Below are 21,683 nucleotides of genomic sequence, written 5' to 3' on the forward strand. Positions count from 1 at the left end.
TTGGGCGACATGCATTCAATAGACAGGCGGTGAAACCACCCAGATGACAATTGCCGGCTCGTTACCCGGATTGCGCCAGCGGAAAGGCTTGCCCTCGAAGCGGAACGAATCGCCTTCGCCGAGCCGATGCCAGACGCCGGATATTTCGATCTCGAAAATGCCGGAGGCGACATAGCCGGCTTCCTCCGTTGGCCGGCGCGCCTCCGTCTTCAGTTCCGCGCCCGGCGCGAAGACCGAACGCAGCATCTCGAAGCTACCGCCGAGATCCGGCGACAGAAGCTCTTCCACCAGGCCGGATTCACTTGTGCCAAGCGTGCGCCTGCTGCCGGCGCGCACGACCACGCCGCGTTCGCTTTCTGAAGGCACGTCGTGGCTGAAGAACAGGCTGACCGGCACGCCGAACAGTTCGGCAAAGGCTCTGAGGTCGCTGATCGAGGGCATCGACAGTCCCCGTTCGACCTGGCTGACCCAGCCGACCGAGCGGCCCAGTTTAAGGCCGATCTCAGCCAGCGTCAGTCCGCGTGCCTTGCGCAGCGCCCTGATGTCGCTGGCCAGCAGCCGTTCGCAATGTTCCTGCAATGGTCTTGGGCTAGGCGAGGGCAATGGTGCGCTCATGAAAAATGTTACCTGAATTTCATGAGATGCCAGGCCCGTGAAAAAATCAAGTGTATTTTCACACAACCACAAGATTTGCTTGCGCCGTTTTGACGGTTCATGCAAAGGCTCGGGCACGAGCGGCGATTGGGGACGTCCGGTCGAGACGAGGGTTAAGGGACGGCCCATGCTGAAAAACAACACCCGATTTGCGGGCGATGCCGAGATTGTCGACGAGGCGATCCTGTCGCGCCGGTCGGTTCGCGCATTTTTGCCCGACATGGTCGATGACGACACCATTCGCGCCATTCTGACGGTTGCCGCGCGAGCGCCGTCCGGCACCAATATGCAGCCGTGGCGGGTCTACGTTACGAAGGGCGAAAGCAAGCAGAAGATCACGGACGCCATCCTCAACTCCGGCATCCGCGCCGAAAAAGCCGACTGGGATGAATACCGCTATTATCCCACGCAGTTCTTCGAACCCTATCTCACACGCCGCCGCGCCAATGGCTTCGGTCTCTATGGCGCGCTTGGCATTGGCCGCCGTGAGGTCGACAAGATGCGCGCCCAGCACGACCGCAACTTTGTCTTCTTCGACGCGCCGGTCGGCATGATCTTCACCATCGACCGGCGGCTCAATCAGGGTTCGTGGATCGACTACGGCATGTTCCTGCAGAACATCATGGTCGCGGCGCGGGGCCGGGGTCTGCATACCTGCCCACAGGCGGCCTTTGCGCCCTATCACCGGCAGATCAGGCCGGTGCTCAACATTCCGGACGAAGAAATCGTCGTCTGCGGCATGGCGCTCGGCCATGAAGACACGTCCAAGCCCGAAAACACCTTCCGCACCGACCGCGTGCCTTTGGAAGAGTGGGTGAGTTTCAGCGAATAAAGTGGATAGCAGCCTCGGCACCGTCGGTGCTTTTTGGGCGAGCACTACTCGGTGTTCATCTGCGCGCCATGGCCGCTGACATGGGCGCCGTCCTGCGGCGTCAGCCTGAGATAGGCAAGCAGCGCACAGAGCGTGATGATGCCTTCGATGACGAACATGATCCGGAAGTCGTTGGCGACCGCCGGGCCGCCTCCGGCGAGGAATGAGAGCGTGGCCGCGGCAAGGCCCACGCCGATCGCGACCGCCAGCTGCCACAGGATGTAGTAGAGTGCGCTGAAGCGGGCGAGCTGTTCGGGCGCGATGTCGGAGTAGGCGAGGTTGCCGGTCGAGGCCCACTGCACCGAGCGGAAGACGCCGAAGACAAAGATGTAGGTGAGCACGATCCAGGCCGGCGTCGTCGCTTGTATCAAGGCAAAACCCGCGACCATGCAAGCCACAATAGGGGTGTTGAAGACCAGCACGCGGCGGAAGCCGAAGCGGTTGAGAAGCCGTGGCATGAAGAAACGCATGGCGACCGATCCGACGGCGGCAACGAAAGTCAACGATCCCGCCTGTACCGCGCTCATGCCGAAGCCGAGCTGGAACATCAACGGCAGCAGGAACACAACGGAACTGAGGCCGATCGTGTCCAGTCCGCCACCGGTGAGGAAGCTGACACGGAAGGTGCGGATGCGCAGCAGGTTGAGGTCAAGCAGCGGGTTGCGGGCGCGCAGGCAATAGAACGAGGCCACCGCCAGGATGATGATAGCCAGCGCCAGTTCACCGGCGATCATGCCGCCGCCGGCGTCTTTCGCGGCCAGCGAATCCATGCCGAAAACCAGCAGTACCATGCCGGCACCGACCAGGACGAAGCCCGGAAAGTCGAAAGGCGTGCGCACCGGCTTGGTCACCGTGGGAAACAGCGAGGCCGCCAGCAATGCCGCCGCCAGCGCAAAAGGCACATTGATGAAGAAGATCCAACGCCAGGAAATGTAGGTGGTGAGCGCGCCGCCGACGAGCGGACCGACCAGTGGTCCGGACTGGCCGGCGAGCGAGATATACATGTTGATCTTGAGCGTGCGGCTGCGCGGAAAGGTCTGCAGGATGACGACTTGGCCGAGCGTGCCCATCAAAGCGCCGCCGAAGCCTTGTAGCGCGCGGGCGCCGACCAGCGTCCAGATATCGCTCGACAGGCCGCACAAGGCCGATGCGGTGGCGAAGACCAGCAAGGCGAAGCAGTAGACATTGCGCAGGCCGAAACGGTCGGCGGCCCAGCCGCCGAGCGGCATCGAGATGATCAGGCTTGCGACGTAGACGGTGATCAGTAGGCCAAGCTGGCTCGGCGGCCGGCCAAGGCTTTCGCTGATGCCGGGAAGCGCCGTCACCACGACATTCTGGTCGAGGCTGGTCATGAAGACACCGCAGGCGACCGTCAGCGGCAGCAAGAGCAGTGCCCTTGCCGAAACATCGGCGCGATCGGTGGCGCCGGCGGAAACTTCTGCGGTCATGGGAATGTTCGAACCAAAAGACTGCGCCGACTCTCAGGCGGGGTATTTATACCCCTTAGCCCTGTTTGATGGCCATTTTTGTCCATCATGGGCGCCAGCCGTGAAATTCCTTTGAGCCAGCTACGAGCATCGAATGGGGCTGTGCAGGGCTTTGGCCCTATTGCACCTCGTAGCCGACTTCTTCGCTGGCGTGACAGAGCGCCTTCCAGAACGAGCGCGCGAACGAGCGGAAGACGTAGATGTCGAACTGATCCGAGCCGGTGCGCTGGATCTGGGCGAAAACATCATGGTGGGTGGTCGATCGGCCGGCGCCGATCGGAAAGGCCGGCAGCGCGAAGTCGATGGCGAAGAATTTCGCCATCACCCATTCGGCCTTCGGACCGGCAATGCGGATCGCGGTTCTTCCGTGCGACAGGTCGGTCACCGTGCCGATGGCTGGCGTGACGACCTTGGCAAAGGCGGCGGCAAGCCCTCCGGCTTCGTCGGCGACCGTGAACTTTCCCGGCGCGAAGCCGAACACCGATTTCACCCCGTCACTGGTGCCGCCACCGGCGCCGTCAGGCAAAGCCAGCCCGGTAACCGTGCGGATAGCAGCCATCAGCGTCTTTTCCTCGCCCGGCCAGGCCGCGAGCTGGACGATCGACCCCGGCTTGGTCTCGGTCAGGATGATATCGACGCCGTGCTCGAAATTGCCATGCGAACCCGGATGAAACTCCGGTTCAAGTGGTGATTGGCGATCAACCATGCATGCGGCTCCCGTCCGGATCGAAGAAGTGGTTGGAGACGATCTCGACCGGTCCGAACCGGTTGCGCAAGGGATCGGAGACATGGGCGCGTGTGCCATGCCGCGTCTTGCCGCCCTTGATCAGCGCCAGCGCGATATGCTTGCCGAGCGCCGGCGAGTAGCAGCAAGCGGTGATGTGGCCGATCGAGCCGTGCGGATTGGCCTCGTCGAGTTCCTCGACAATATGCGCGCCGCCGCTGAGCGGCCGATTGTCGAGCGCGACCACGCCAACCAGTTCGAGCCGGTCGGGCGCGATCAGGCCTTCGCGGTCCATCATCGCCGAACCGATGAAAGGCTTCTTCTTCGACAGCATCCAATCGAGATGCAGATCGCGCGCCGTGGTGCGGCCATCGATCTCGGCGCCGGTGACGTGGCCCTTCTCGATGCGCATTGTGCCCAGCGCCTCGAGCCCGTATGTGACCAGCCCGAATGGCTTGCCGGCCCCGATCAGCGCCTCCCAGACATGGGTGCCATGGCCGGCGCCGGAATAGACCTCGAATGCCATTTCACCGGAGAAGGAGAGCCGGCAAATCATCACTGGTACACCTGCTATCTGGCCATGCACGATGCCCATGAACGGCAGAGCCGCATTGTCGACTGGCGTGCCAGTGACACAGGCGGCAAGGATCTGCCTTGCTTTCGGCCCGCCGATGGCAGCGCCGGCCCATTCATCGGTCACCGAAGTGACGTGAACTTTCAACTCCGGCCAGATAACGTCGAGGAAATATTCGAGATGCTGCATCACCTTGCCGGCATTGGCCGTGGTGGTGGTCATCAGGAAGTCCTGTTCGCCGAGCCGCCATGTCGTGCCGTCGTCGAAGGCCAGCCCGTCCTCGCGCAGCATCAGCCCGTAGCGCGCCTTGCCGACCGCAAGTGTCGAGAACATGTTGGTATAGACCCGGTCGAGGAATTCGGCCGCGTCCGGACCCTTCACGGCGATCTTGCCAAGGGTCGAGACATCAACGATGCCGGCGCTTTCGCGCGTTGCCCTGGCTTCGCGGACATAGGCCTGCTCGACCGTTTCACCTGAAAGCCCATAGATCATCGGGCGATACCAGAGGCCAGCCGAATACACCGTCGCGCCATTGGCGATGTGCCAGTCATGCATCGGCGTCAGCCGCTCGGGCCTGAGATCGCCAAAACGCTCGGCGGCCAGCGAGCCGATCGACACCGCCGAGAAGGGCGGGCGGAACCGCGTCGTGCCAACCTCGGGGATCGGCTTGCCCAATGCCTCGGCCATGATGGCCAGGCCAGGGACGTTGGAGCTCTTGCCCTGGTCGGTGGCCATGCCAAGCGTGGTGTAGCGCTTCAGGTGCTCAACCGAGACAAACCCCTCGCGATGCGCCAGCCGCACATCTTCTGCTGTCACGTCATGCTGGAAATCGACGAAACTCTTGCCCTTGGCTCTGATCTCGAAGACGGGCGCCGGATCGGGATAGCCCGGGGCGGCTTCGACCGTCGGCAATACCGACGGTGTGCCTTGGCCGCCCGCGGCTGAGAGGCCGGCGGCGCGGCCTTCGGCGATGGCTTCCAATGTGGAGAAACTGCCGGTGAAAGCGCCGGCGCCGATCCATTTCTGCGTCGGCTTCGGCGGCAGGAAGGCTTGCCGGTCGGCGTTCCATTCCGCCTTGGCGCCGGCCTGGCTGGCGAGATGGATGGTTGGCGACCAGCCGCCCGACATCAGCAGGCAATCGGCATGGATGCTGCGCGCATCGCCGCTGAGCGCGCCGGTCACCATGTCGAAGCGCTGCACCTTGATGCCCGACAGCGCCTTGCCGCCCTCGGTGGCGATCACTGCATGGCCGGCGAAAATCTCGGCTTCGGCTTCACCGGCCATCTTGAGCATGTTACTGGAGATCTCGGGGCGCACATCGATGACGGCGACGACGGCAGCGCCTGCCTTCTTCAGCGCAAGAGCGGAGCGGTAGGCGCTGTCATTGTTGGTGAACAGCGCGACCCTGCTGCCAGGCAATACGCCATACTCATTGGCATAGCGCTCGCCGGCATGCGCCAGCATCACGCCTGGCCTGTCATTGCCCGGAAACACCAGCGGCCGCTCGAACGAGCCGGTGGCGAGCACCACTGACTTGGCGCGGATTGCCCAGTAGCGGTGGCGTGGCTCGCCCTTGGCCGGATTTTCCTTGTGGTCGCTAACCCGCTCCAGGGCGGCAATCGTGTTGCCGTCGTAATAGCCCCAGACGGTCGTGCGCGGCAGCAGGCGGACATTGTCATGGCCTTCGAGCTGGGCGACCGCACGCCTTGCCCAATCCGCCGCCGGCATGCCGTCGATCGTTTCGTTCGACCATTTGGCCGAACCGCCGAAATGCGGTTCGAGTTCGCTGAGGATGACACGGGCGCCCTGGTCGGCGGCGGCCTTGGCTGCCATCAGGCCGGCGGGGCCGGAGCCGACCACCAGCACGTCGCAAAAGGCGTTCATGCGTTCGTAGCGGGCCGGGTCCTTCGCCGATCCGGCGCTGCCGAGGCCGGCGGCGCGGCGGATGAAATGCTCGCAGAACATCCAGAAGCGGGTGCCCTTGAGCGGGCCGATCACCGGTCCCATGAAGGTCTTGTAGTAGAAGCCAGCGGAGAGGATCTTGCCGCCGAGCTGGTTGATCGCGTTGACGTCCCACGCGAGCGAAGGAAAGCGGTTCTGGCTGACGGCTACCAGTCCATCATGGATCTCGACCATGGTCGCGGCGATGTTGGGCTCGCGAACCTCGCCCTTCAACACAGTCACCAGGGCATTCGGTTCCTCGACGCCGGCGGTCAGCAGGCCGCGCGGGCGATGATACTTGAACGAACGGCCAAAGAGCGTAACGCCATTGGCCAGAAGTGCCGACGCCAGTGTGTCGCCGGCATGGCCGGTGTAAGCCGCGCCATCGAAGGTGAAGCGGATGGTTTTCAGCCGGTCGATGCGGCCGCCGGCCTCGGTACGGCGCGGGCTCATGACTTGCTCTCCGCCTTGCGCCGTGCGGCGGATGTGTGGTCGCCGTGCACGAAAGCGACGCTGGAAATCTCGTGCGTCACCGTGTTGCGCACGACCCGCAGATGGGCGCGGCAACCGCCGGAATGCTGCCAGATCTCGTTGTGATCGCCGGCCGGGTTGAGCCGGTCATAGACATAGGCGTTCCACGCGTCGAGGTTCTGCGAGGCGGGGTTGGGGCGTTCGCGATTGCCGTCACCCTGGTAGGTGAATTCGATGACATCGCGCGGGCCGCAATAGGGGCAGGTGATCAGCACGGTTTGTTCCTAACGAAGCCTTGCCTGGTGAAGTCTTGTCTATCGAAATCTGGCCTAGTGAAGGCGGGGGTTCGCACCTTGGCCCTTGTCGTCGATGACCAGGCCGCGATGGAAGCGGTCGAGCGTGAAAGGCGCATTGAACTCGTGCGGCTGATCCTTGGCGATGGTCCAGGCAAAGCACCAGCCGGAGGCCGGCGTCGCCTTGAAGCCGCCGTAGCACCAGCCGCAATTGAGATACATTCCGTGCAGGGGCCCGGTGGTGATGATCGGCGAGCCGTCCATCGACATGTCGCAGACGCCGCCCCAGGAGCGCAGCATGCGGACCCGGGCGAGGCCTGGGAACAGCGCCAGCATCTCGCTCATCACCTCGTCGACGACAGGCAGATTGCCGCGTTGGGCATAGCTGTTGTAGCCGTCGATGTCGCCGCCGTAGACGAGGCCGCCCTTGTCGGACTGCGACATGTAGAAATGCCCCATGCCGAAGGTCACCACGGTGTCGATGAACGGCTTCAGCGATTCTGTCACAAAGGCCTGCAGCACATGGCTTTCGATCGGCATAGTCTCGATGCCGGCAAGCTGCATGACGCGGCCAGTGCTGCCGGCCACCGCGACCGCCACCTTCTTGGCGCGGATTTCGCCGCGCGAGGTCGAAACGCCCGTGATGCGGTCGCCGTCACGCAGGAAGCCGGTGACTTCGCAATTCTCGACAATGTCGACGCCACGACGGTCAGCGCCGCGTGCATAACCCCAGGCCACCGCATCGTGGCGAGCGGTGCCGGCCCGCCGCTGCATCAGGCCGCCGACCACCGGGAAGCGGGCACTGTCGGAGATATCCAGCGCCGGGATCAGGCGCTTGATCTGCGCCGGCGTCATCAATTCGGCATCGACGCCGAGATGGCGCATGGCGTTGCCGCGCCGGGCATAGTCGTCGAACTGGGCCGGCGTATGGGCAAGGTTCAGGCAGCCGCGCTGCGAGAACATGACGTTGTAGTTGAGGTCGTGCGAGAGGTCCTCCCACAGCTTCATCGAGTGCTCGTAGAAGCGGGTGTTGGCTGGCAAGAGGTAGTTGGAGCGCACAGCTGTCGTGTTGCGGCCGACATTGCCGGAGCCGAGCCAGCCCTTTTCCAGCACCGCGACATTGGTGATGCCGTGTTCCTTGGCCAGGTAATAGGCGGTTGCCAGCCCGTGGCCGCCACCGCCGATGATGATGACATCATAGGACGCCTTCGGATCCGGCTTGCGCCAGGCCGGCTTCCAGTCCTTGTTTCCCTTGAGCGCGTTCGCAAGCAGCGAAAAGGCCGAGTACTCTGCCATTCTTGTTGTCATCCGGTTCGGGCGATGCGGCAGACTATAGAGCAGGCCGCCGCCGCAAAGCCAATATTGCGCCATCGCCTTTCGACTGGCCGACGCCTGGGCCGATGATCGATAAGGCCAGGGATCGGCCGGACACGACGGCTTGCCCCATGATATGGCCGTCTTTATCAAGGACAGGCTTTTCAAATGCCTTTTCAGTTGCTGAGTCGCCAAGAAATCATGCTTTTCCGATTGCTCCGTCTGTTTTTGCTCGTCGCGCTTGTCGTTGCAGCGCCGCTGTCGCCTGGCGCGGTGGCACAAGGGCTCGGCCAGGCGCCTGCAGGACTGGTCGCCGACCAGCAGAAAATCCTGCAGGACCTGACGACCAAGACCGACAATCTCGAAAAGAAGATTCAGCAGGACGCCGAGGACGATGGCAGCCTCGTCGATATCCGCCTGCAGCTCGAGGAGCTGTCGCGCCAGTCCCTGAACAGTGCGCTGGCCTTCCGTGCCCGCCTTGGCGAGATCAACGCCCGGCTCGAGCAATTGGGCGCCGCACCGACCTCCGGCCAGCCGCCGGAGCCCGACATTGTCAGCGGCGAGCGCCAGGGGCTGGTGTCCGAAAAGGCGGAGATCAACTCGGTCATCGCCTTGGCGCAGACGCTGTCGATCCGCATCAGCGGGTTGATCGACAAGATCGGCAACATGCGCAGTGAGCTTTTCCGCAACCTTTTGACCAAGCGCTATGTGTTGTCCGATGCGCTGAGCCCGCAGGTGTTTTCCGACGCCGGCGACGAGGTCGGCAATTTCTACAAGGCGGTGTCGTCTTGGCTGGCCTTCGCTTTCAAGTTCAAATTCCAGGCTATCCTCGCCGCAACCTTCGTGGCGCTCGGCCTTGCGCTGGTGCTGCTGGTCGGTGGCAGGCGCATGTTCGGCCGGATTTTCGAAGCCGATCCCGCAGTAGAGGATCCGTCCTACCTCAGCCGCTTGTCTGTGGCCTTCTGGTCGACATTGCTGCCGACGCTGGCGGTCGGCGCCTTTCTCGGCTCAACCATTTTCTTTTTCAACTATTACAACGTGTTGCGCGGCGACATTGGCCTATTCCTCAATGCGCTGGCCTCCGTGATCGCGGTGGTGTTCTGCGTCAATCGCCTGACCAACGCGGCGCTGTCGCCGCGGCTGCCGAACTGGCGCCTCATTCCGGTTGAAACTGGGCCGGCACGTTGGCTGGTACGCCTGACGACCGCCATGGCCGTGGTCATCGGCCTCAACTATTTCCTCTCTATCGTCAACGACAAGATGGGGTCGCCGCTGTCGCTGACCATTGCCCGCAGTTTTGTCGCCACCGTCATCGTCGGCATCATCCTGATCCTGATGGCGATGCTGCGGCCGTTCAGGGCGCGCGACGGTAGCTGGCGGCCGTGGCCGGCATGGCTGCGTTACCTGTCGTTTGCGCTCGGCCTGTTCACCATCGTTGCGGCGCTGCTCGGCTATATCGGCCTTGCCCTGTTTGTCTCGCAGCAGGTCGTCGTCACCGGCACCGTGCTGATCACCGCCTATATCGGCTTCCTGTCGGCGCGGGCGATTGGCGAGGAGGGCGCTTTCGCCAACACGTCCGTGGGGCGCTGGCTGTCCGCCAACTCCAGCTACGAAGACACCGCACTCGACCAACTTGGTCTTGTCGTGAGTGTCGCCATCAACGTGATGATCGTGCTGGTGTTCCTGCCGCTGATCCTGCTGATGTGGGGGTTCCAGCCAGGCGACATCCAGGCCTGGGCTTACAAACTGGCGACAGGCATCACGATTGGGTCGGTGACGATTTCGGTCACCGGCATCCTCTCCGGCATCGTCGTCTTCATCATCGGCTATTTCCTGACCCGCTGGTTCCAGGGCTGGCTCGATGGTTCGGTCATGGCGCGTGGCCGGGTCGACACCGGTGTGCGCAATTCGATCCGGCTGGCGGTTGGCTATGCCGGCGTGGCATTGGCGGCGCTCGTCGGCATCTCGGCGGCGGGCATCGATCTCTCCAGCCTGGCGCTCGTTGCCGGTGCCCTTTCCCTCGGTATCGGTTTTGGCCTGCAGAATGTCGTGTCCAATTTCGTCTCCGGCCTGATCCTGCTTGCCGAGCGGCCATTCAAGGTTGGCGACTGGATCGTTGCCGGCGACGTCAGCGGCACGGTCAAGAAGATCAGTGTGCGCGCGACCGAGATCGAGACATTCCAACGGCAGTCGGTGATCCTGCCCAATTCCAACCTGATCAACAATGCCGTCGGCAACTGGACACATCGCAACAAGCTTGGCCGCATCGACATCAAGGTCGGTGTTGCCTACGGCACAGACGTCAAGCAGGTCCACGCCATCCTGCTCGAGATCGCACGCGGCCATGCGCTGGTGCTGAAGAACCCCGAACCCTTCGTGCTGTTTTCCAATTTTGGACCCGCGGCGCTCGAGTTCGAGATTCGGGTGTTTCTTGCCGATGTGATGAACGGCAACATCGTGCAGAACGACATCCGCTTCACGGTTCTCGAAACCTTCAACGACAAGCATATCGAGATCCCTTCGACGCCGCGTGCGGTCATCGACGTCAAGCATGCGAAAGCCTGGCCGACCGACGACGACAAGATCGAGGCCGATTTCGTCGAGCAGGAGCAAGCCAAGGCGGAGGCCGAGGCCGAGAAGAAGCGTCTGGCCAAAACCGGGCGGAAGGTGCGCAAGCCCGATCCCGACTGATGTGCTGAGATTCAGGTCACGCTGGGCTACGAATGGCGTGGCCTTGTCTGAATCTTAGCGCGCTTTGCGTCGCCGAAGACCGATTGCGGCATGAATGCGGCATTCAGTTGCGGTTCAGCTTCCATCTCATATAAGCTCCCATGCAAAGGGCGAGAATGCCTTGCGAAATGCAACAGAGGCGGTGGGAACACCGATATTGCACATGTGGAAGTCTCTCGTCGCTGCCGTCGCCTTGCTCGCCGCAAGCGGCTCGGCCTTTGCCGCAAGCGCGGTCAACAAGGACGCCGAGACCCGCACGCTCATCGTGACCGAAGGCAGCACCAAAAGCGATCTGGCGCTGGCCGCCGGTGAAACCGTGGAATTCTGTCCGAGCGGCTGTTTCGTCACCTTGCCGAATGGTGACCTCGAAGCCCTTACGGGTTCGGAAACGGTCGAAATTTCCGGCGGCGTCGCCCGCATCAAGTAATCTTGACCAAATGTTCTGAAAAGGCCGGGCAATTGCCCGGCCTTTTCTCGTTTGTGGTTACCGTTGCTTAACGATGAGTGGGAAATAGCGCCCTTCGCATATGCCCGCGCCGGGCGTTTTTAACGTTCAATATGCCGTTCCCCGCTATAGCTGGCCAAAGACGCCGAACAATGGCGCGCACCGAGAGTCCGGTTTTCCGGATCATACGCAGACAGGGACGGATATGGACGCGCGGTCGGACAGGAACGCAATACCGCTCGCGGTCGATCTCGACGGCACGTTGATCGCAACCGACCTGTTGTGGGAAGGGCTGTTCATCCTTCTCAAGAAGAACCCGCTCTACATTTTCCTTGTGCCATTCTGGGCTCCCGGCGGACCGGCGCGGCTGAAGCAGGCGATCGCCCAGCGCATCGACATCGACCCGGCATCGCTGCCTTATCGCGAGGCGTTGCTGTGCCGCCTGCGCACCGAACACGCGGAAGGCCGCAAGATCGTGCTGGCGACCGGTACGCCGCGCAAATTCGCCGACGCCATCGCTGGGTATCTCGGCATTTTCGACCGTGTTCTTGCAACCGACGGCCTCGACAATCTGACTTCCGGCAAGAAGCGCGCTTCGCTGGTCGCGGCCTATGGCGACGGCGGCTTCGATTATGCCGGCAACAGCCGTCACGATCTCAAGGTCTTCGACGCCGCGCGCAACGCCATCATAGTGGCACCCGACCGTCATGCCGCGCGTTGGCAGGCAACACATGGCGCCGAAACGGTGCCGACGCCGAAGCCGACATTCAGGACCATCGTCAAGATGCTGCGCGTGCATCAGTGGTTGAAGAACACGCTGATCGCCGTGCCGATGGTCCTGTCGCACGAATATTTCAACACCGGCATGATCTGGCAGTGCCTGCTGGCATTCATCTCGTTCAGCGCGGTGGCGTCGGCAATCTACATCCTCAACGATTTCTTCGACCTGTCACTCGATCGCACGCACCTGACCAAACGCAACCGGCCATTTGCCAGCGGCGTGCTGTCGATCCCATTCGGTCTCGGCGCGATTGCCGTGCTGCTGGCCATTGGTGTCGGCACCGGGTTGCTGCTGCCAATCGAGTTTCTGGCCGTTCTTGGCGGCTACATGATCATAACGACGGCCTATTCGCTGTCGTTCAAGCGCATGCTTCTGGTCGATGTGCTGACGCTTGCCGGCCTCTACACGGTTCGAGTACTGGCGGGCGCGGCTGCGACCGGAGTCGATGTCTCGTTCTGGCTGCTTGCCTTTTCGATCTTCTTCTTTCTGTCGCTGGCTCTGGTGAAGCGCTTTGTCGAATTGCGCACCACATGCATTTCGCCAGGTGAACGCATTGCCGGCCGCGGTTATCGCAGCGAGGACCAGGAGATCGTCGCCCAGGCCGGCATGGCCTCTGCTTTTTCCTCCGCACTGGTGCTGGCGCTCTATATGGATAGCGTTTCGGTGCGCGAACTCTATCCGCACCCATGGCTGATCTGGCCGCTGGCGCCAATCGTCCTCTATCTCACCATGCGCGTCTGGATCCTCGCCCGCCGCAACGAGATGCATGACGATCCGGTCGTGTTCATCATCCGCGACTGGCGCAGCCAGATCGTCGTGCTGATCGGAGCGGCGCTGCTGGTCGTCGGGGGCTGGTAGGCATGGCCGGAGACCGCTTCCAGAGTTTTGGCCTTGCCACGCCGGCTGCGGCGGGCGCGATCCCGGCCGAGGAGGGCATCGCGCTGCTGAAGAACAGACAGGCGAAAAATGCATCCTTGCTTGCCTATGGAAATGGCCGCTCCTACGGCGATTCCTGCCAGAACGAGGCCGGCATGGTTGTCGACATGCGGTCACTTGACCGTATACGCGCCTTCAATGCCGAGACCGGCCTGCTTGAGGCGGACTCCGGTGTTTTGCTGTCCGAAATCATCGCTTATGCGGCCCCTTACGGCTTCTTTCCGGCCGTCGTTCCCGGCACGCAGTTCGTCACGCTCGGCGGCGCTATCGCCAATGACATCCATGGCAAGAACCACCATCGGCGCGGCACGTTCGGCTGCCATGTCGAATCCTTCACGCTGTTGCGTTCCGACGGACGGACCTATCGCTGTTCGGCAACCGACAATGCACGGCTGTTTCGGGCAACGATTGGTGGCATGGGGCTGACCGGGCTCATCCTCTCGGCCTCGATCCGGCTGATGCGGGTGCCTTCGCTCGATATCGTCGAGAAGACAACGCCGTTTCGCGATCTCGCCGAGTTCTTTGGGCTGACCGAGGCCGCGGACCAGGCCAATGAATATGCCGTGGCCTGGATCGACCAGCTCGCCGGCGGCCGCAACCGCGGGCGCGGCTTGCTGCTTACCGGCAATCACGCCGAACACGGCTCGCATGCGGCCTCGCGCGCCGGCGGCAATCTTTCGGTGCCGTTCCAACTGCCGTTCAATGCGCTTAACCGGCCGTTCCTGAAAGCTTTCAACACTGCCTACCGGTGGAGGAAAGGCCGGTCGGTGGCACCACACCCGGTCGGCTATCAAGGCTTCTTCTTTCCGCTTGACGGTGTCCGCGACTGGAATCGCCTTTATGGGCCGAAGGGGTTGTTCCAGCACCAGAGCGTGATACCGGAAGACACCGCTCGTGAGGTCGTGCCGATGCTGCTTGGCGCCGCGGAGCGAGCCGGGCAGGGGTCGTTCCTCACCGTGCTGAAGCGCTTCGGCGCGGTCCGCTCACCGGCTTTGCTGTCGTTCCCGCGGCCTGGTTACACGCTGACGCTGGATTTCCCCAACAAGGGGACCGCGACGCTGAATTTGCTGCGCGAACTCGACCGCATCACCGCCGGGGCAGGCGGGGCGGTCAATCCCTACAAGGACGCTCGCATGGGCGCGGATATCTTCGCCGCGTCCTTTCCCGAATGGCAACGCCTGGAGGCGCTTCGCGATCCTGCCTTCATGTCGACGTTCTGGGTGCGGACGGCGAAGAAACTTGATGGGCGGCACAATGCAGCCGAAGCTGCCGAATAGGTAAAATTTGAATAATTATTGATTGTGATAACCGTAGATCGGCGGTTCAATCAAAACATGCTTGTGGCTTCACGAAATATTCGTGGATTTGCAATAGGACGAATGAGGGGGTGAGTGAGAAGCTATGAAATACATCGTCTTCATTCTCTTTACAGTCATGACCAACGCCGCAGCGCAGTTGATGCTCAAGCAAGGCATGATGTCGCTTGGGCCGATTTCGTTCGAGGGCACCAATCCTCTAGTCAAGCTGTTGCAGATCGTGTTCAGCCCGTGGGTTTTCCTCGGCTTGTGCACATTCGTCATCTCGATGGCTTCGCACCTTTACGTGCTGTCCAAAGTCGAGCTGTCCTTCGCCTATCCGTTCCTCAGCCTTGCCTATGTGGCTGTCGCGATCTTTGCCTATTTCGTTTTCCGCGAAGACCTCAATGCATGGCGCATCGCCGGCATTGCCTGCATCTGCGTTGGCACAGTGCTGATCGCGCAGAGCGGCCGGGATTTGGGCGGCCGGGATTTGGGCGGCCAGGATTTGGGCAGCCGGGATTTGGGCGGTCGCGGGCATGACGCGGAAACGGCTTCCCTTTCGTCCGACAAGATTCACAGCGAGATCGTTCGATGAGACATGTGATTTTCGGTGGCGACGGTTTCGTCGGCCGCCACCTTGCGCCAAAACTCGTGGCTGACGGCGAGGAGGTCGTTGTTGCCGACATCGTCAAGAGCGACCTGCCGCATTACCGCAATGTCCGCTTCAGCAACTGCGATGTCACCGATCCGGGGTCGGTTGCCGGCGTCGGGCTGAAGGCCGACGACATGGTCTACAACCTGTCGGCAAAAATGCTGTCGCCGATCCAGGTGCGGGCCAAGCGTCACGACTTCTTTTTCCCGGTCAATTTCCACGGCACCGAGCACATCATGCAGGCCATGGACAAGGCCGGCGCGTCGAAACTCGTCCACTACACGACCGATATGATCTACGGCCATACGGTGACCCAGCCGATGACGGAAGAGCATCCGGTCGCGCCGCTCGGCGAATACGGCTGGTCGAAGCAGAAGACCGAGGAACTGGCCGTCGAGTGGCGCAAGCGCGGCATGTCGATCTCGCTGTTTCGCCCGCGCCTGATCATCGGCCCCGGCCGGCTCGGCATTTTGGAGAAGCTGTTCAAGCTGATCGACTGGAATCTTCCCGTGCCGATGATCGGATCAGGCAGGAACCCCTATCAGTTCATCTCGGTGTTCGACTGCGCCGAGGCCGCCCGCGCCGCCTGGAAAGCCGGTGTGCCTGATGAGGCCTATAATCTCGGGTCGATCAATCCGCCGCCGGTAAAGAAGCTGCTCGGCGACCTGATCAAGCATGCCGGTTCGAAATCGGTCCTGATCCCGACGCCGGGCTGGGCGGTCAAGCGCACGCTCGACCTGCTCGATCTCATGAACATGCCGATCATGGATCCGGAACAATATCTGATCGCCGACGAGGAATGCGTGCTCGATGTCTCGAAGGCCGGACGTCAGCTCGGCTGGGTGCCGCAATATCGCGACGAGGACATGCTGATCGCCGCCTACAGCGAATACCGCGCCAAGAAAGCCGGTCCCGCCGTCGCCACCAAACACGTGCCCGCCGAGTAGCGGCTCAGTCGAATAGTTTCGTTCGCGCGCGGACTTGCCGATGCGCATTTCTGGAGATTTCTGAGATGACCGTCATGGCCAAGCCCGAACAGACCAATGCGCGCACTCTGGTCAGCGCGCCGGCGCTGTCGCCCGCGACCATCGCCAAGCCCGACCTGATCAGCGTCGAGCAGGCGAAGGCGATGGATGTCGCGCGGATGACCGACCTGTTCAAGGCGCATCTCAACCCCGGCCAGCTGCATTTCATGAAGCTACTCGGCTTCCATAAGATCAAGATCGAGCGTGCCGAAGGCATGTTCTACATCGACCAGAACGGCCGCAAGATACTCGACTTCTTCGGCGGCTTCGGCTCGCTGGCCTTCGGCCACAACCACCCGCGCATCCTTGAGGCCCGCAAGGCGTTCCAGGAGGAGAAGCGGCAGGAGATCGCCATCGCCTTCATGTCGCAATACGCGGCGGCGCTGGCGCATAACATCGCCAAATGCTCGCCGGGCGATCTCGACATGGTGTTTCTGGGCTCTTCCGGCTCGGAAGCGATGGAAGCCGCGGTGAAACTGGCGGAGCGCGCCGCCGGCCCGAAGCGGCCGAAGGTCGTCTATGCCGAGAATTCCTTCCACGGCAAGACCAAGGGCGTGCTGGGCATCACCGACGGCCAGCTCTACCGCGCCGATTTCAAGATGGCCGACAATACGGTCCGCATTCCCTTTGCCGACATCGAGGCGGTCGAGCGGGTTTTCCGCACCGATCCCGAGATCGGCGTCATCGTGCTCGAAACCATCCAGGGCGGCGGCGGCATCATCCAGGCGCCGGCGGAATACTGGCAGAAGCTGCGGGCTTTGTGCGACCAGTATGGCGTGCTGTGGGTGGCCGACGAAGTGCAATGTGGCTACGGCCGATCTGGCCGCTTCTATGCCTTTGAGCATTATGGCGTCATCCCCGACGTAACAGCGCTGGCCAAGTCGCTCGGCGCCGGAAAGGCGGCGGTTGGTGCGATGATCGCGCGCCGCGAGGTCTACATGAAGGCCTATGGCACGCCGAAGACGGCGATGATCCATGCCATGGCGACGTTCGGCGGCATGGGCGAGGCCTGCGTGACTTCGATCGAAGGGCTGAACGTGCTCTATGACGAGGGGTTGATCGACAATGCCGCCGTCACCGGCGACTATCTGCTGCAGCGCCTGCAGGCACTTAAGGAAAAATTCCCAAAGATCATCAAGGACGTGCGCGGCAAAGGCTTCATGATCGGCCTGGAGTTCCATGACTTCTCGCAGACCTTACCGATGGTGCTGCGCCCAATCGTCAGCGTGCTCGATGACAAGCTCAAGGGCTCGCTGTCCGGGTTTGTCGGCGCGCTGCTGTTGCGCGATTACGATGTGTTGGTTGCCTTCACCGAATATAACCGCAACGTCATCAGGCTCGAGCCGCCGCTGATCTGCCAGCGCGAACATGTCGACCGCTTCGTCGATGCTTTCGACAGCCTGCTGTCGCGCGGCATCGTCTCGATCGTGAAGGATTTCGTCAAAAGCCAGGTTCGCTGAAAAGGCCGGGCTCGCCGAGCAAAAGTCATGCTGACCAATTCGCCCATCCCCAAGAACCCGCTTGACCGGCTCACCGAGGCCGGTCTGGCATGGGGTGAGGGGACCTATGCACGGTTTGCCGCTCCGATCGGGGCGGCGGCTTTCGCGCTTTATATCCTGCTCACGGCCATGACGGCATGGGTGTTGCCGGATGCCAACTGGGACATGCTGCCCTATCTCGCCATCGCCGAGGAAGGCACCTATCCCGACCCGCAGGTGCTGCACGATTATGCCTATAGCACCGTCAAATCGGGAGTGTCGGCTGAGGAATACAGGGTATTGACCGATGATGGCGGTGGTTTCCGCAGCCATATGACCGTCAATGCCGCCGATTTCCATTCGCTGCTCGGCATGTACCGCATCAAATTCCTCTACGCCGAGATCCTGTCGACGATGAGTTCGGTGATGTCGCCGGTGGAGGCGATGCGGCTGGTCTCGGTGTTTTCCGTCCTGCTGTTTGGTGCGATCACGCTGCTCTGGCTGCGCTCCGAAGGTGCACTGGCATTGGCGCCTGTCGTTGGCGCGGTTCTCATCGTGGCCGAATTCGGCGATGCGGCACGGGCCGCGACCCCGGATGTGCTGACCTCCGCGCTGTTTCTCGGCGGGCTTTATGCCTATGTCCGAGGCCGGGAGGCGGCAACGGCGATCCTTTTGTTCCTCGCCTTCATGGCTCGACCGGACAACATTGTCTTCCTTGCCGTTTTTGCTGTCTTGCTGGTGGCGTTCCGGCAGAAGGCGTGGGGGGCACTGGCAGGTTTTGCCGCTTCCCTGGCTGCCTATTTCGCCATTTCACACTGGGCTCACCATCCCGGCTGGTGGCCGCATCTGTGGTTCTCCAGTATCGAACAGCACTACAATATGGACGGGTTCGATCCGGCGTTTTCGGTTGCTGCCTATCTCAGGGCGTTTGCCGCGTCGCTGCTGCGCGCGGTCACCATGAACACCTGGGTTGGTGTGTCGGTGCTGGCGCTGGCCGCCTGGTACGCGGCGGGCCGTGCCGGTTTCCGCCTTGATCGCCGCGCCGGTATCCTGCTTGCCGCTCTCGTGCTTGGTGTGCTGGCGAAGTTCACCGTCTTCCCGATCCACGACACCCGTATCTACTTCCCCAACCTGATCCCGCCGTTCCTGTTGCTCGCCGCGCCGTTGATGGGGCTGTGGGCATCGGCCAGCCTCAATGCGCGGCGCCCCATCGCCGCGCATGTCGGCGATCAATCCTGAGTTCGGGCAAAACCGGCCTGGACTGAGCCTTGGCAGCGGTCCCGTCGCTCGGCTTTTTGCCAATGTCGCAAACAGGCTTCATCAGCCGCACGGCTACGCCCTATAGTCCGCCCGCAAAACGCTTTGGAGTCGCGGGCAATGGCAGGGTTTCCGGAAAAGGCGAAGGTCGTCATCATCGGCCTGGGTGGTATTGTTGGCGCATCGATCGCCCACCATCTGATCGAGCGCGGCTGGGACGATATTGTCGGCATCGACAAGTCGGGCATTCCGACCGACATCGGCTCGACAGCGCATGCCTCCGACTTCTGCTACACGACCAGCCATGACTTCCTGTCGTGCTGGACGACGCTCTATTCCATCGATTTCTATGAGAAGATGGGCCATTACGCGCGTATCGGCGGCCTTGAGGTCGCTCGCGTCGGCGATGATAGCCGCATGGACGAGATCAAGCGCAAGATCGCCTCGGCCAAGGCTTTTGGCACGCGTGCCCGCCTGATCGAACCCGCCGAAATCAAGGAAAAATTCCCGCTGATCGAGGAAGGGATGGTGCAGGGTGGCCTGTGGGACCCGGATGCCGGCCTGGTCATTCCGCGTTCGCAGACCGTTGCCGGCAAGCTGGTCGACCAGGCGGAAGCCTCCGGCAAGCTCAAATCCTTCGCCAACACCTCGGCCAGGTCGCTCATCGTCAAGGATGGCCGCATCACAGGCGTGGTGACAGACCGTGGCACGATCGAAGCTGATTATGTCATCGTCTGCGCCGGCATCTGGGGCCGGCTGATCGCCGAAATGGTCGGCGAAGACCTGCCGGTCATGCCGATCGACCATCCGCTGACCTTCTTTGGCCCGTATAATGAGTTCGCCGGCACAGGCAAAGAGATCGGCTGGCCGCTGCTGCGCGACCAGGGCAACTCGGCCTATATGCGCGACACCGGCGATCCCAAGACCGCCGAAGGCGGCCAGATCGAATGGGGCTATTACGAAGAGAACAATCCGCGCCTTTGTCATCCGCGCGATCTCTTGGAAAAAGACCAGGCGCGGCTTTCACCATCGCAGCGTGACCTCGACATGGAGCAGATCCTGGCGCCGCTGGAGCGCGCCATGGAACTGACGCCGATCCTGGGCGAACTCGGCTACAACGAGAGCCATTCCTTCAACGGACTTCTGCAGGTAACGGCTGACGGCGGCCCGTCGATGGGCGAGAGCCAGAAGGTCAGGGGCCTCTGGTATGCGGTTGCCATCTGGGTCAAGGATGGCCCCGGCATGGGCAAGCTCATCGCCGACTGGATGACGGACGGCCGCACCGGGATCGACCATCACGCCATAGACTATGCGCGTTTCTACCCGCACCAGATGAAGGAGCAGTTCATCTGGGACCGCTGCACCGAGACGGCGATGAAGGTCTACAATCCGGCGGTGCATCCGCGCGAGCCGTTCTCCAAGGCCCGCAACATCAGGCGCTCGCCGTTCTGGGAGCGCGAGAAGGAACTCGGCGGCCATTTCATGGAGCTCGGCGGCTGGGAGCGTGCGCATGGCTATGCCGCCAACGAGCACCTTCTGGAGAAATACGGTAACCGCGTGCCGGTGCGCGAGAACGAGTGGGACAACCGCCATTTCTGGCGCGTCTCCAACGCCGAGCACCTCGCGATGAGCGAGGATTGCGGCATCGTCAATCTCTCGCATTTCTCGATGTATGACGTCGAAGGGCCCGACCATGTCGCACTGCTGGAATGGCTATGCGCGGCCAAGATCGGCGGCGACAACAACATCGGCAAGGGCATCTACACCCACTTCCTCGACGAGGAAGGCATGGTGCGCGCGGACTTTACCGTCATCCGCATGGCCGATCGCTGCCGCGTGATCGACGGGGCGGATGCCGGCCCGCGCGACTTCCAGTACATGCGCCGCACGGCACAGGACAAAGGTTTCGACGTCACGATCACCGACGTGACCGAGAAAGTCGTCACCATCGGTATCTGGGGTCCGAATGCCCGGACAACCTTGCAGAAGGTGGTCGAGAATCCGGATGGGCTTTCGCTCGAGAACTTCCCATTCGCGGCCATCAAGCCAGTCAGGATCGGCGGCAAGGATGTCACCGCGTTCCGCATCTCCTATGTCGGCGAGCAGGGCTGGGAACTGCATATGCGCTATGAAGACGGCCTCGCCGTCTGGGATGCGTTGCGCTCGACTGGTGTCATGCCCTTCGGCGTCGAGACCTACGCCAACACCCGGCGCATGGAAAAGAGCCTGCGCCTGCAGAATGCCGATCTTCTGACTGAGTACAATCTGCTCGAGGCCGATCTTGCGCGCCCGAAGGTCAAGGAGAACGATTTCTGTGGCAAGGCCAAGCACGTCGAGTACCGCGCTCGCGAGCATCAGCCAGCCATGCTTTGCACGCTGGTGATGACCGACAACAAGGATGCCAAGGGCGTCGCGCGCTATCCGGTCGGCATCATGCCGGTGATGGACCCGAAGACCGGCGAGACGCTGGTCGACGAACTCGGTCGCCGGTCGTTCACCACCTCGGTGGCCTATGGCCCGACCATCGGCAAGAACATCGCGCTTGCCTATCTGCCGTGGGCTTATGCCCAGGAAGGCCGCAAGCTTGCTGTCGAGTATTTCAACGAGACCTACCCGGTCGAGGTGACGTCCGTCGGCTACAAGCCGCTCTACGATCCGGAGAACCTGAAGCCGCGCAGCTGAGCGGAGAAGCGTGTTTCATACCGATTTGAAAAGCCCGGCTTTGGTCGGGCTTTTTCGCAAGGTGATTCTG

At 62.1% G+C, this 21,683-nt stretch carries 16 protein-coding genes; 10 read left to right on the forward strand and 6 right to left on the reverse strand.

Annotated features, from left to right (window positions below):
* Window positions 1-15: 15 nt before the first annotated feature.
* The gene (locus GA829_RS18440; protein WP_195174129.1) at window positions 16-615 is read right to left on the reverse strand and encodes a helix-turn-helix domain-containing protein; all 600 of its coding nucleotides are present in this window, start codon (window positions 613-615) and stop codon (window positions 16-18) included.
* A 166-nt stretch (window positions 616-781) separates the two neighbouring features.
* Between GA829_RS18440 and GA829_RS18445 the strand changes: the two genes are divergently transcribed.
* Window positions 782-1,486, forward strand: a complete 705-nt coding sequence (locus GA829_RS18445; RefSeq protein ID WP_195174130.1) for a nitroreductase — start codon at window positions 782-784, stop codon at window positions 1,484-1,486.
* Window positions 1,487-1,530: 44 nt separating this feature from the next.
* On the opposite strand, the gene GA829_RS18450 is transcribed toward GA829_RS18445, so the two are convergent.
* The 5 genes from GA829_RS18450 to GA829_RS18470 all read right to left on the reverse strand — a co-directional run bounded on the left by GA829_RS18450 (window position 1,531) and on the right by GA829_RS18470 (window position 8,311).
* Window positions 1,531-2,973 carry an MFS transporter gene (locus tag GA829_RS18450; protein ID WP_195174131.1) on the reverse strand — a complete coding sequence of 481 codons (1,443 nt, stop codon included), beginning with the start codon at window positions 2,971-2,973 and terminating at the stop codon, window positions 1,531-1,533.
* Window positions 2,974-3,130: 157 nt separating this feature from the next.
* Window positions 3,131-3,718 carry a sarcosine oxidase subunit gamma gene (locus GA829_RS18455; RefSeq protein WP_195174132.1) on the reverse strand — a complete coding sequence of 196 codons (588 nt, stop codon included), beginning with the start codon at window positions 3,716-3,718 and terminating at the stop codon, window positions 3,131-3,133.
* Window positions 3,711-6,704 carry a sarcosine oxidase subunit alpha gene (locus GA829_RS18460; RefSeq protein WP_195174133.1) on the reverse strand — a complete coding sequence of 998 codons (2,994 nt, stop codon included), beginning with the start codon at window positions 6,702-6,704 and terminating at the stop codon, window positions 3,711-3,713. The genes GA829_RS18455 and GA829_RS18460 overlap by 8 nt, the downstream gene beginning before the upstream one ends.
* The gene (locus GA829_RS18465) at window positions 6,701-6,997 is read right to left on the reverse strand and encodes a sarcosine oxidase subunit delta (RefSeq protein ID WP_195174134.1); all 297 of its coding nucleotides are present in this window, start codon (window positions 6,995-6,997) and stop codon (window positions 6,701-6,703) included. The genes GA829_RS18460 and GA829_RS18465 overlap by 4 nt, the downstream gene beginning before the upstream one ends.
* Window positions 6,998-7,051: 54 nt before the next feature.
* Window positions 7,052-8,311, reverse strand: a complete 1,260-nt coding sequence (locus tag GA829_RS18470; RefSeq protein ID WP_195174135.1) for a sarcosine oxidase subunit beta — start codon at window positions 8,309-8,311, stop codon at window positions 7,052-7,054.
* 219 nt (window positions 8,312-8,530) lie between these two features.
* On the opposite strand from GA829_RS18470, the gene GA829_RS18475 reads away from it, so the two are divergent.
* The 9 genes from GA829_RS18475 to GA829_RS18515 all read left to right on the forward strand — a co-directional run bounded on the left by GA829_RS18475 (window position 8,531) and on the right by GA829_RS18515 (window position 21,613).
* Window positions 8,531-11,020: a mechanosensitive ion channel family protein gene (locus GA829_RS18475; protein ID WP_195174136.1), complete on the forward strand. Its 2,490-nt coding sequence runs from the start codon at window positions 8,531-8,533 to the stop codon at window positions 11,018-11,020.
* Window positions 11,021-11,222: 202 nt separating this feature from the next.
* Window positions 11,223-11,486, forward strand: coding sequence for a hypothetical protein (locus tag GA829_RS18480; protein WP_195174137.1), 264 nt, complete (start codon window positions 11,223-11,225; stop codon window positions 11,484-11,486).
* Between the two features lie 223 nt (window positions 11,487-11,709).
* Window positions 11,710-13,143: a UbiA family prenyltransferase gene (locus tag GA829_RS18485; RefSeq protein ID WP_195174138.1), complete on the forward strand. Its 1,434-nt coding sequence runs from the start codon at window positions 11,710-11,712 to the stop codon at window positions 13,141-13,143.
* Between the two features lie 2 nt (window positions 13,144-13,145).
* The gene (locus GA829_RS18490; RefSeq protein WP_195174139.1) at window positions 13,146-14,498 is read left to right on the forward strand and encodes an FAD-binding oxidoreductase; all 1,353 of its coding nucleotides are present in this window, start codon (window positions 13,146-13,148) and stop codon (window positions 14,496-14,498) included.
* Between the two features lie 124 nt (window positions 14,499-14,622).
* Window positions 14,623-15,114, forward strand: a complete 492-nt coding sequence (locus GA829_RS18495; protein WP_195174140.1) for an EamA family transporter — start codon at window positions 14,623-14,625, stop codon at window positions 15,112-15,114.
* A complete protein-coding gene (locus GA829_RS18500; protein WP_195174141.1) occupies window positions 15,111-16,118 on the forward strand; it encodes an NAD-dependent epimerase/dehydratase family protein in 1,008 nt (335 codons plus the stop codon). The genes GA829_RS18495 and GA829_RS18500 overlap by 4 nt, the downstream gene beginning before the upstream one ends.
* A gap of 65 nt (window positions 16,119-16,183) precedes the next feature.
* Window positions 16,184-17,656, forward strand: coding sequence for an aspartate aminotransferase family protein (locus GA829_RS18505; RefSeq protein WP_374940359.1), 1,473 nt, complete (start codon window positions 16,184-16,186; stop codon window positions 17,654-17,656).
* A 27-nt stretch (window positions 17,657-17,683) separates the two neighbouring features.
* Window positions 17,684-18,913 (forward strand): hypothetical protein, encoded by a 1,230-nt coding sequence (locus GA829_RS18510; RefSeq protein WP_195174142.1) that lies wholly within the window; start codon window positions 17,684-17,686, stop codon window positions 18,911-18,913.
* 138 nt (window positions 18,914-19,051) lie between these two features.
* Window positions 19,052-21,613 (forward strand): GcvT family protein, encoded by a 2,562-nt coding sequence (locus GA829_RS18515; RefSeq protein WP_195174143.1) that lies wholly within the window; start codon window positions 19,052-19,054, stop codon window positions 21,611-21,613.
* Window positions 21,614-21,683 lie beyond the last annotated feature (70 nt).

It is taken from the genome of Mesorhizobium sp. INR15 (assembly GCF_015500075.1).
GTDB lineage: Bacteria > Pseudomonadota > Alphaproteobacteria > Rhizobiales > Rhizobiaceae > Mesorhizobium.

Excerpts from the sequence above, each read along its gene's own strand:
- GA829_RS18475 (WP_195174136.1), top strand. The coding sequence starts at position 8,531 with ATGCTTTTCCGATTGCTCCGTCTGTTTTTGCTCGTCGCGCTTGTCGTT.
- GA829_RS18515 (WP_195174143.1), top strand. The coding sequence starts at position 19,052 with ATGGCAGGGTTTCCGGAAAAGGCGAAGGTCGTCATCATCGGCCTGGGT.
- GA829_RS18485 (WP_195174138.1), top strand. The coding sequence starts at position 11,710 with ATGGACGCGCGGTCGGACAGGAACGCAATACCGCTCGCGGTCGATCTC.
- GA829_RS18445 (WP_195174130.1), top strand. The coding sequence starts at position 782 with ATGCTGAAAAACAACACCCGATTTGCGGGCGATGCCGAGATTGTCGAC.
- GA829_RS18440 (WP_195174129.1), bottom strand. The coding sequence starts at position 615 with ATGAGCGCACCATTGCCCTCGCCTAGCCCAAGACCATTGCAGGAACAT.
- GA829_RS18480 (WP_195174137.1), top strand. The coding sequence starts at position 11,223 with ATGTGGAAGTCTCTCGTCGCTGCCGTCGCCTTGCTCGCCGCAAGCGGC.
- GA829_RS18505 (WP_374940359.1), top strand. The coding sequence starts at position 16,184 with ATGACCGTCATGGCCAAGCCCGAACAGACCAATGCGCGCACTCTGGTC.
- GA829_RS18450 (WP_195174131.1), bottom strand. The coding sequence starts at position 2,973 with ATGACCGCAGAAGTTTCCGCCGGCGCCACCGATCGCGCCGATGTTTCG.
- GA829_RS18510 (WP_195174142.1), top strand. The coding sequence starts at position 17,684 with ATGCTGACCAATTCGCCCATCCCCAAGAACCCGCTTGACCGGCTCACC.
- GA829_RS18500 (WP_195174141.1), top strand. The coding sequence starts at position 15,111 with ATGAGACATGTGATTTTCGGTGGCGACGGTTTCGTCGGCCGCCACCTT.
- GA829_RS18455 (WP_195174132.1), bottom strand. The coding sequence starts at position 3,718 with ATGGTTGATCGCCAATCACCACTTGAACCGGAGTTTCATCCGGGTTCG.
- GA829_RS18490 (WP_195174139.1), top strand. The coding sequence starts at position 13,146 with ATGGCCGGAGACCGCTTCCAGAGTTTTGGCCTTGCCACGCCGGCTGCG.
- GA829_RS18460 (WP_195174133.1), bottom strand. The coding sequence starts at position 6,704 with ATGAGCCCGCGCCGTACCGAGGCCGGCGGCCGCATCGACCGGCTGAAA.
- GA829_RS18470 (WP_195174135.1), bottom strand. The coding sequence starts at position 8,311 with ATGGCAGAGTACTCGGCCTTTTCGCTGCTTGCGAACGCGCTCAAGGGA.
- GA829_RS18495 (WP_195174140.1), top strand. The coding sequence starts at position 14,623 with ATGAAATACATCGTCTTCATTCTCTTTACAGTCATGACCAACGCCGCA.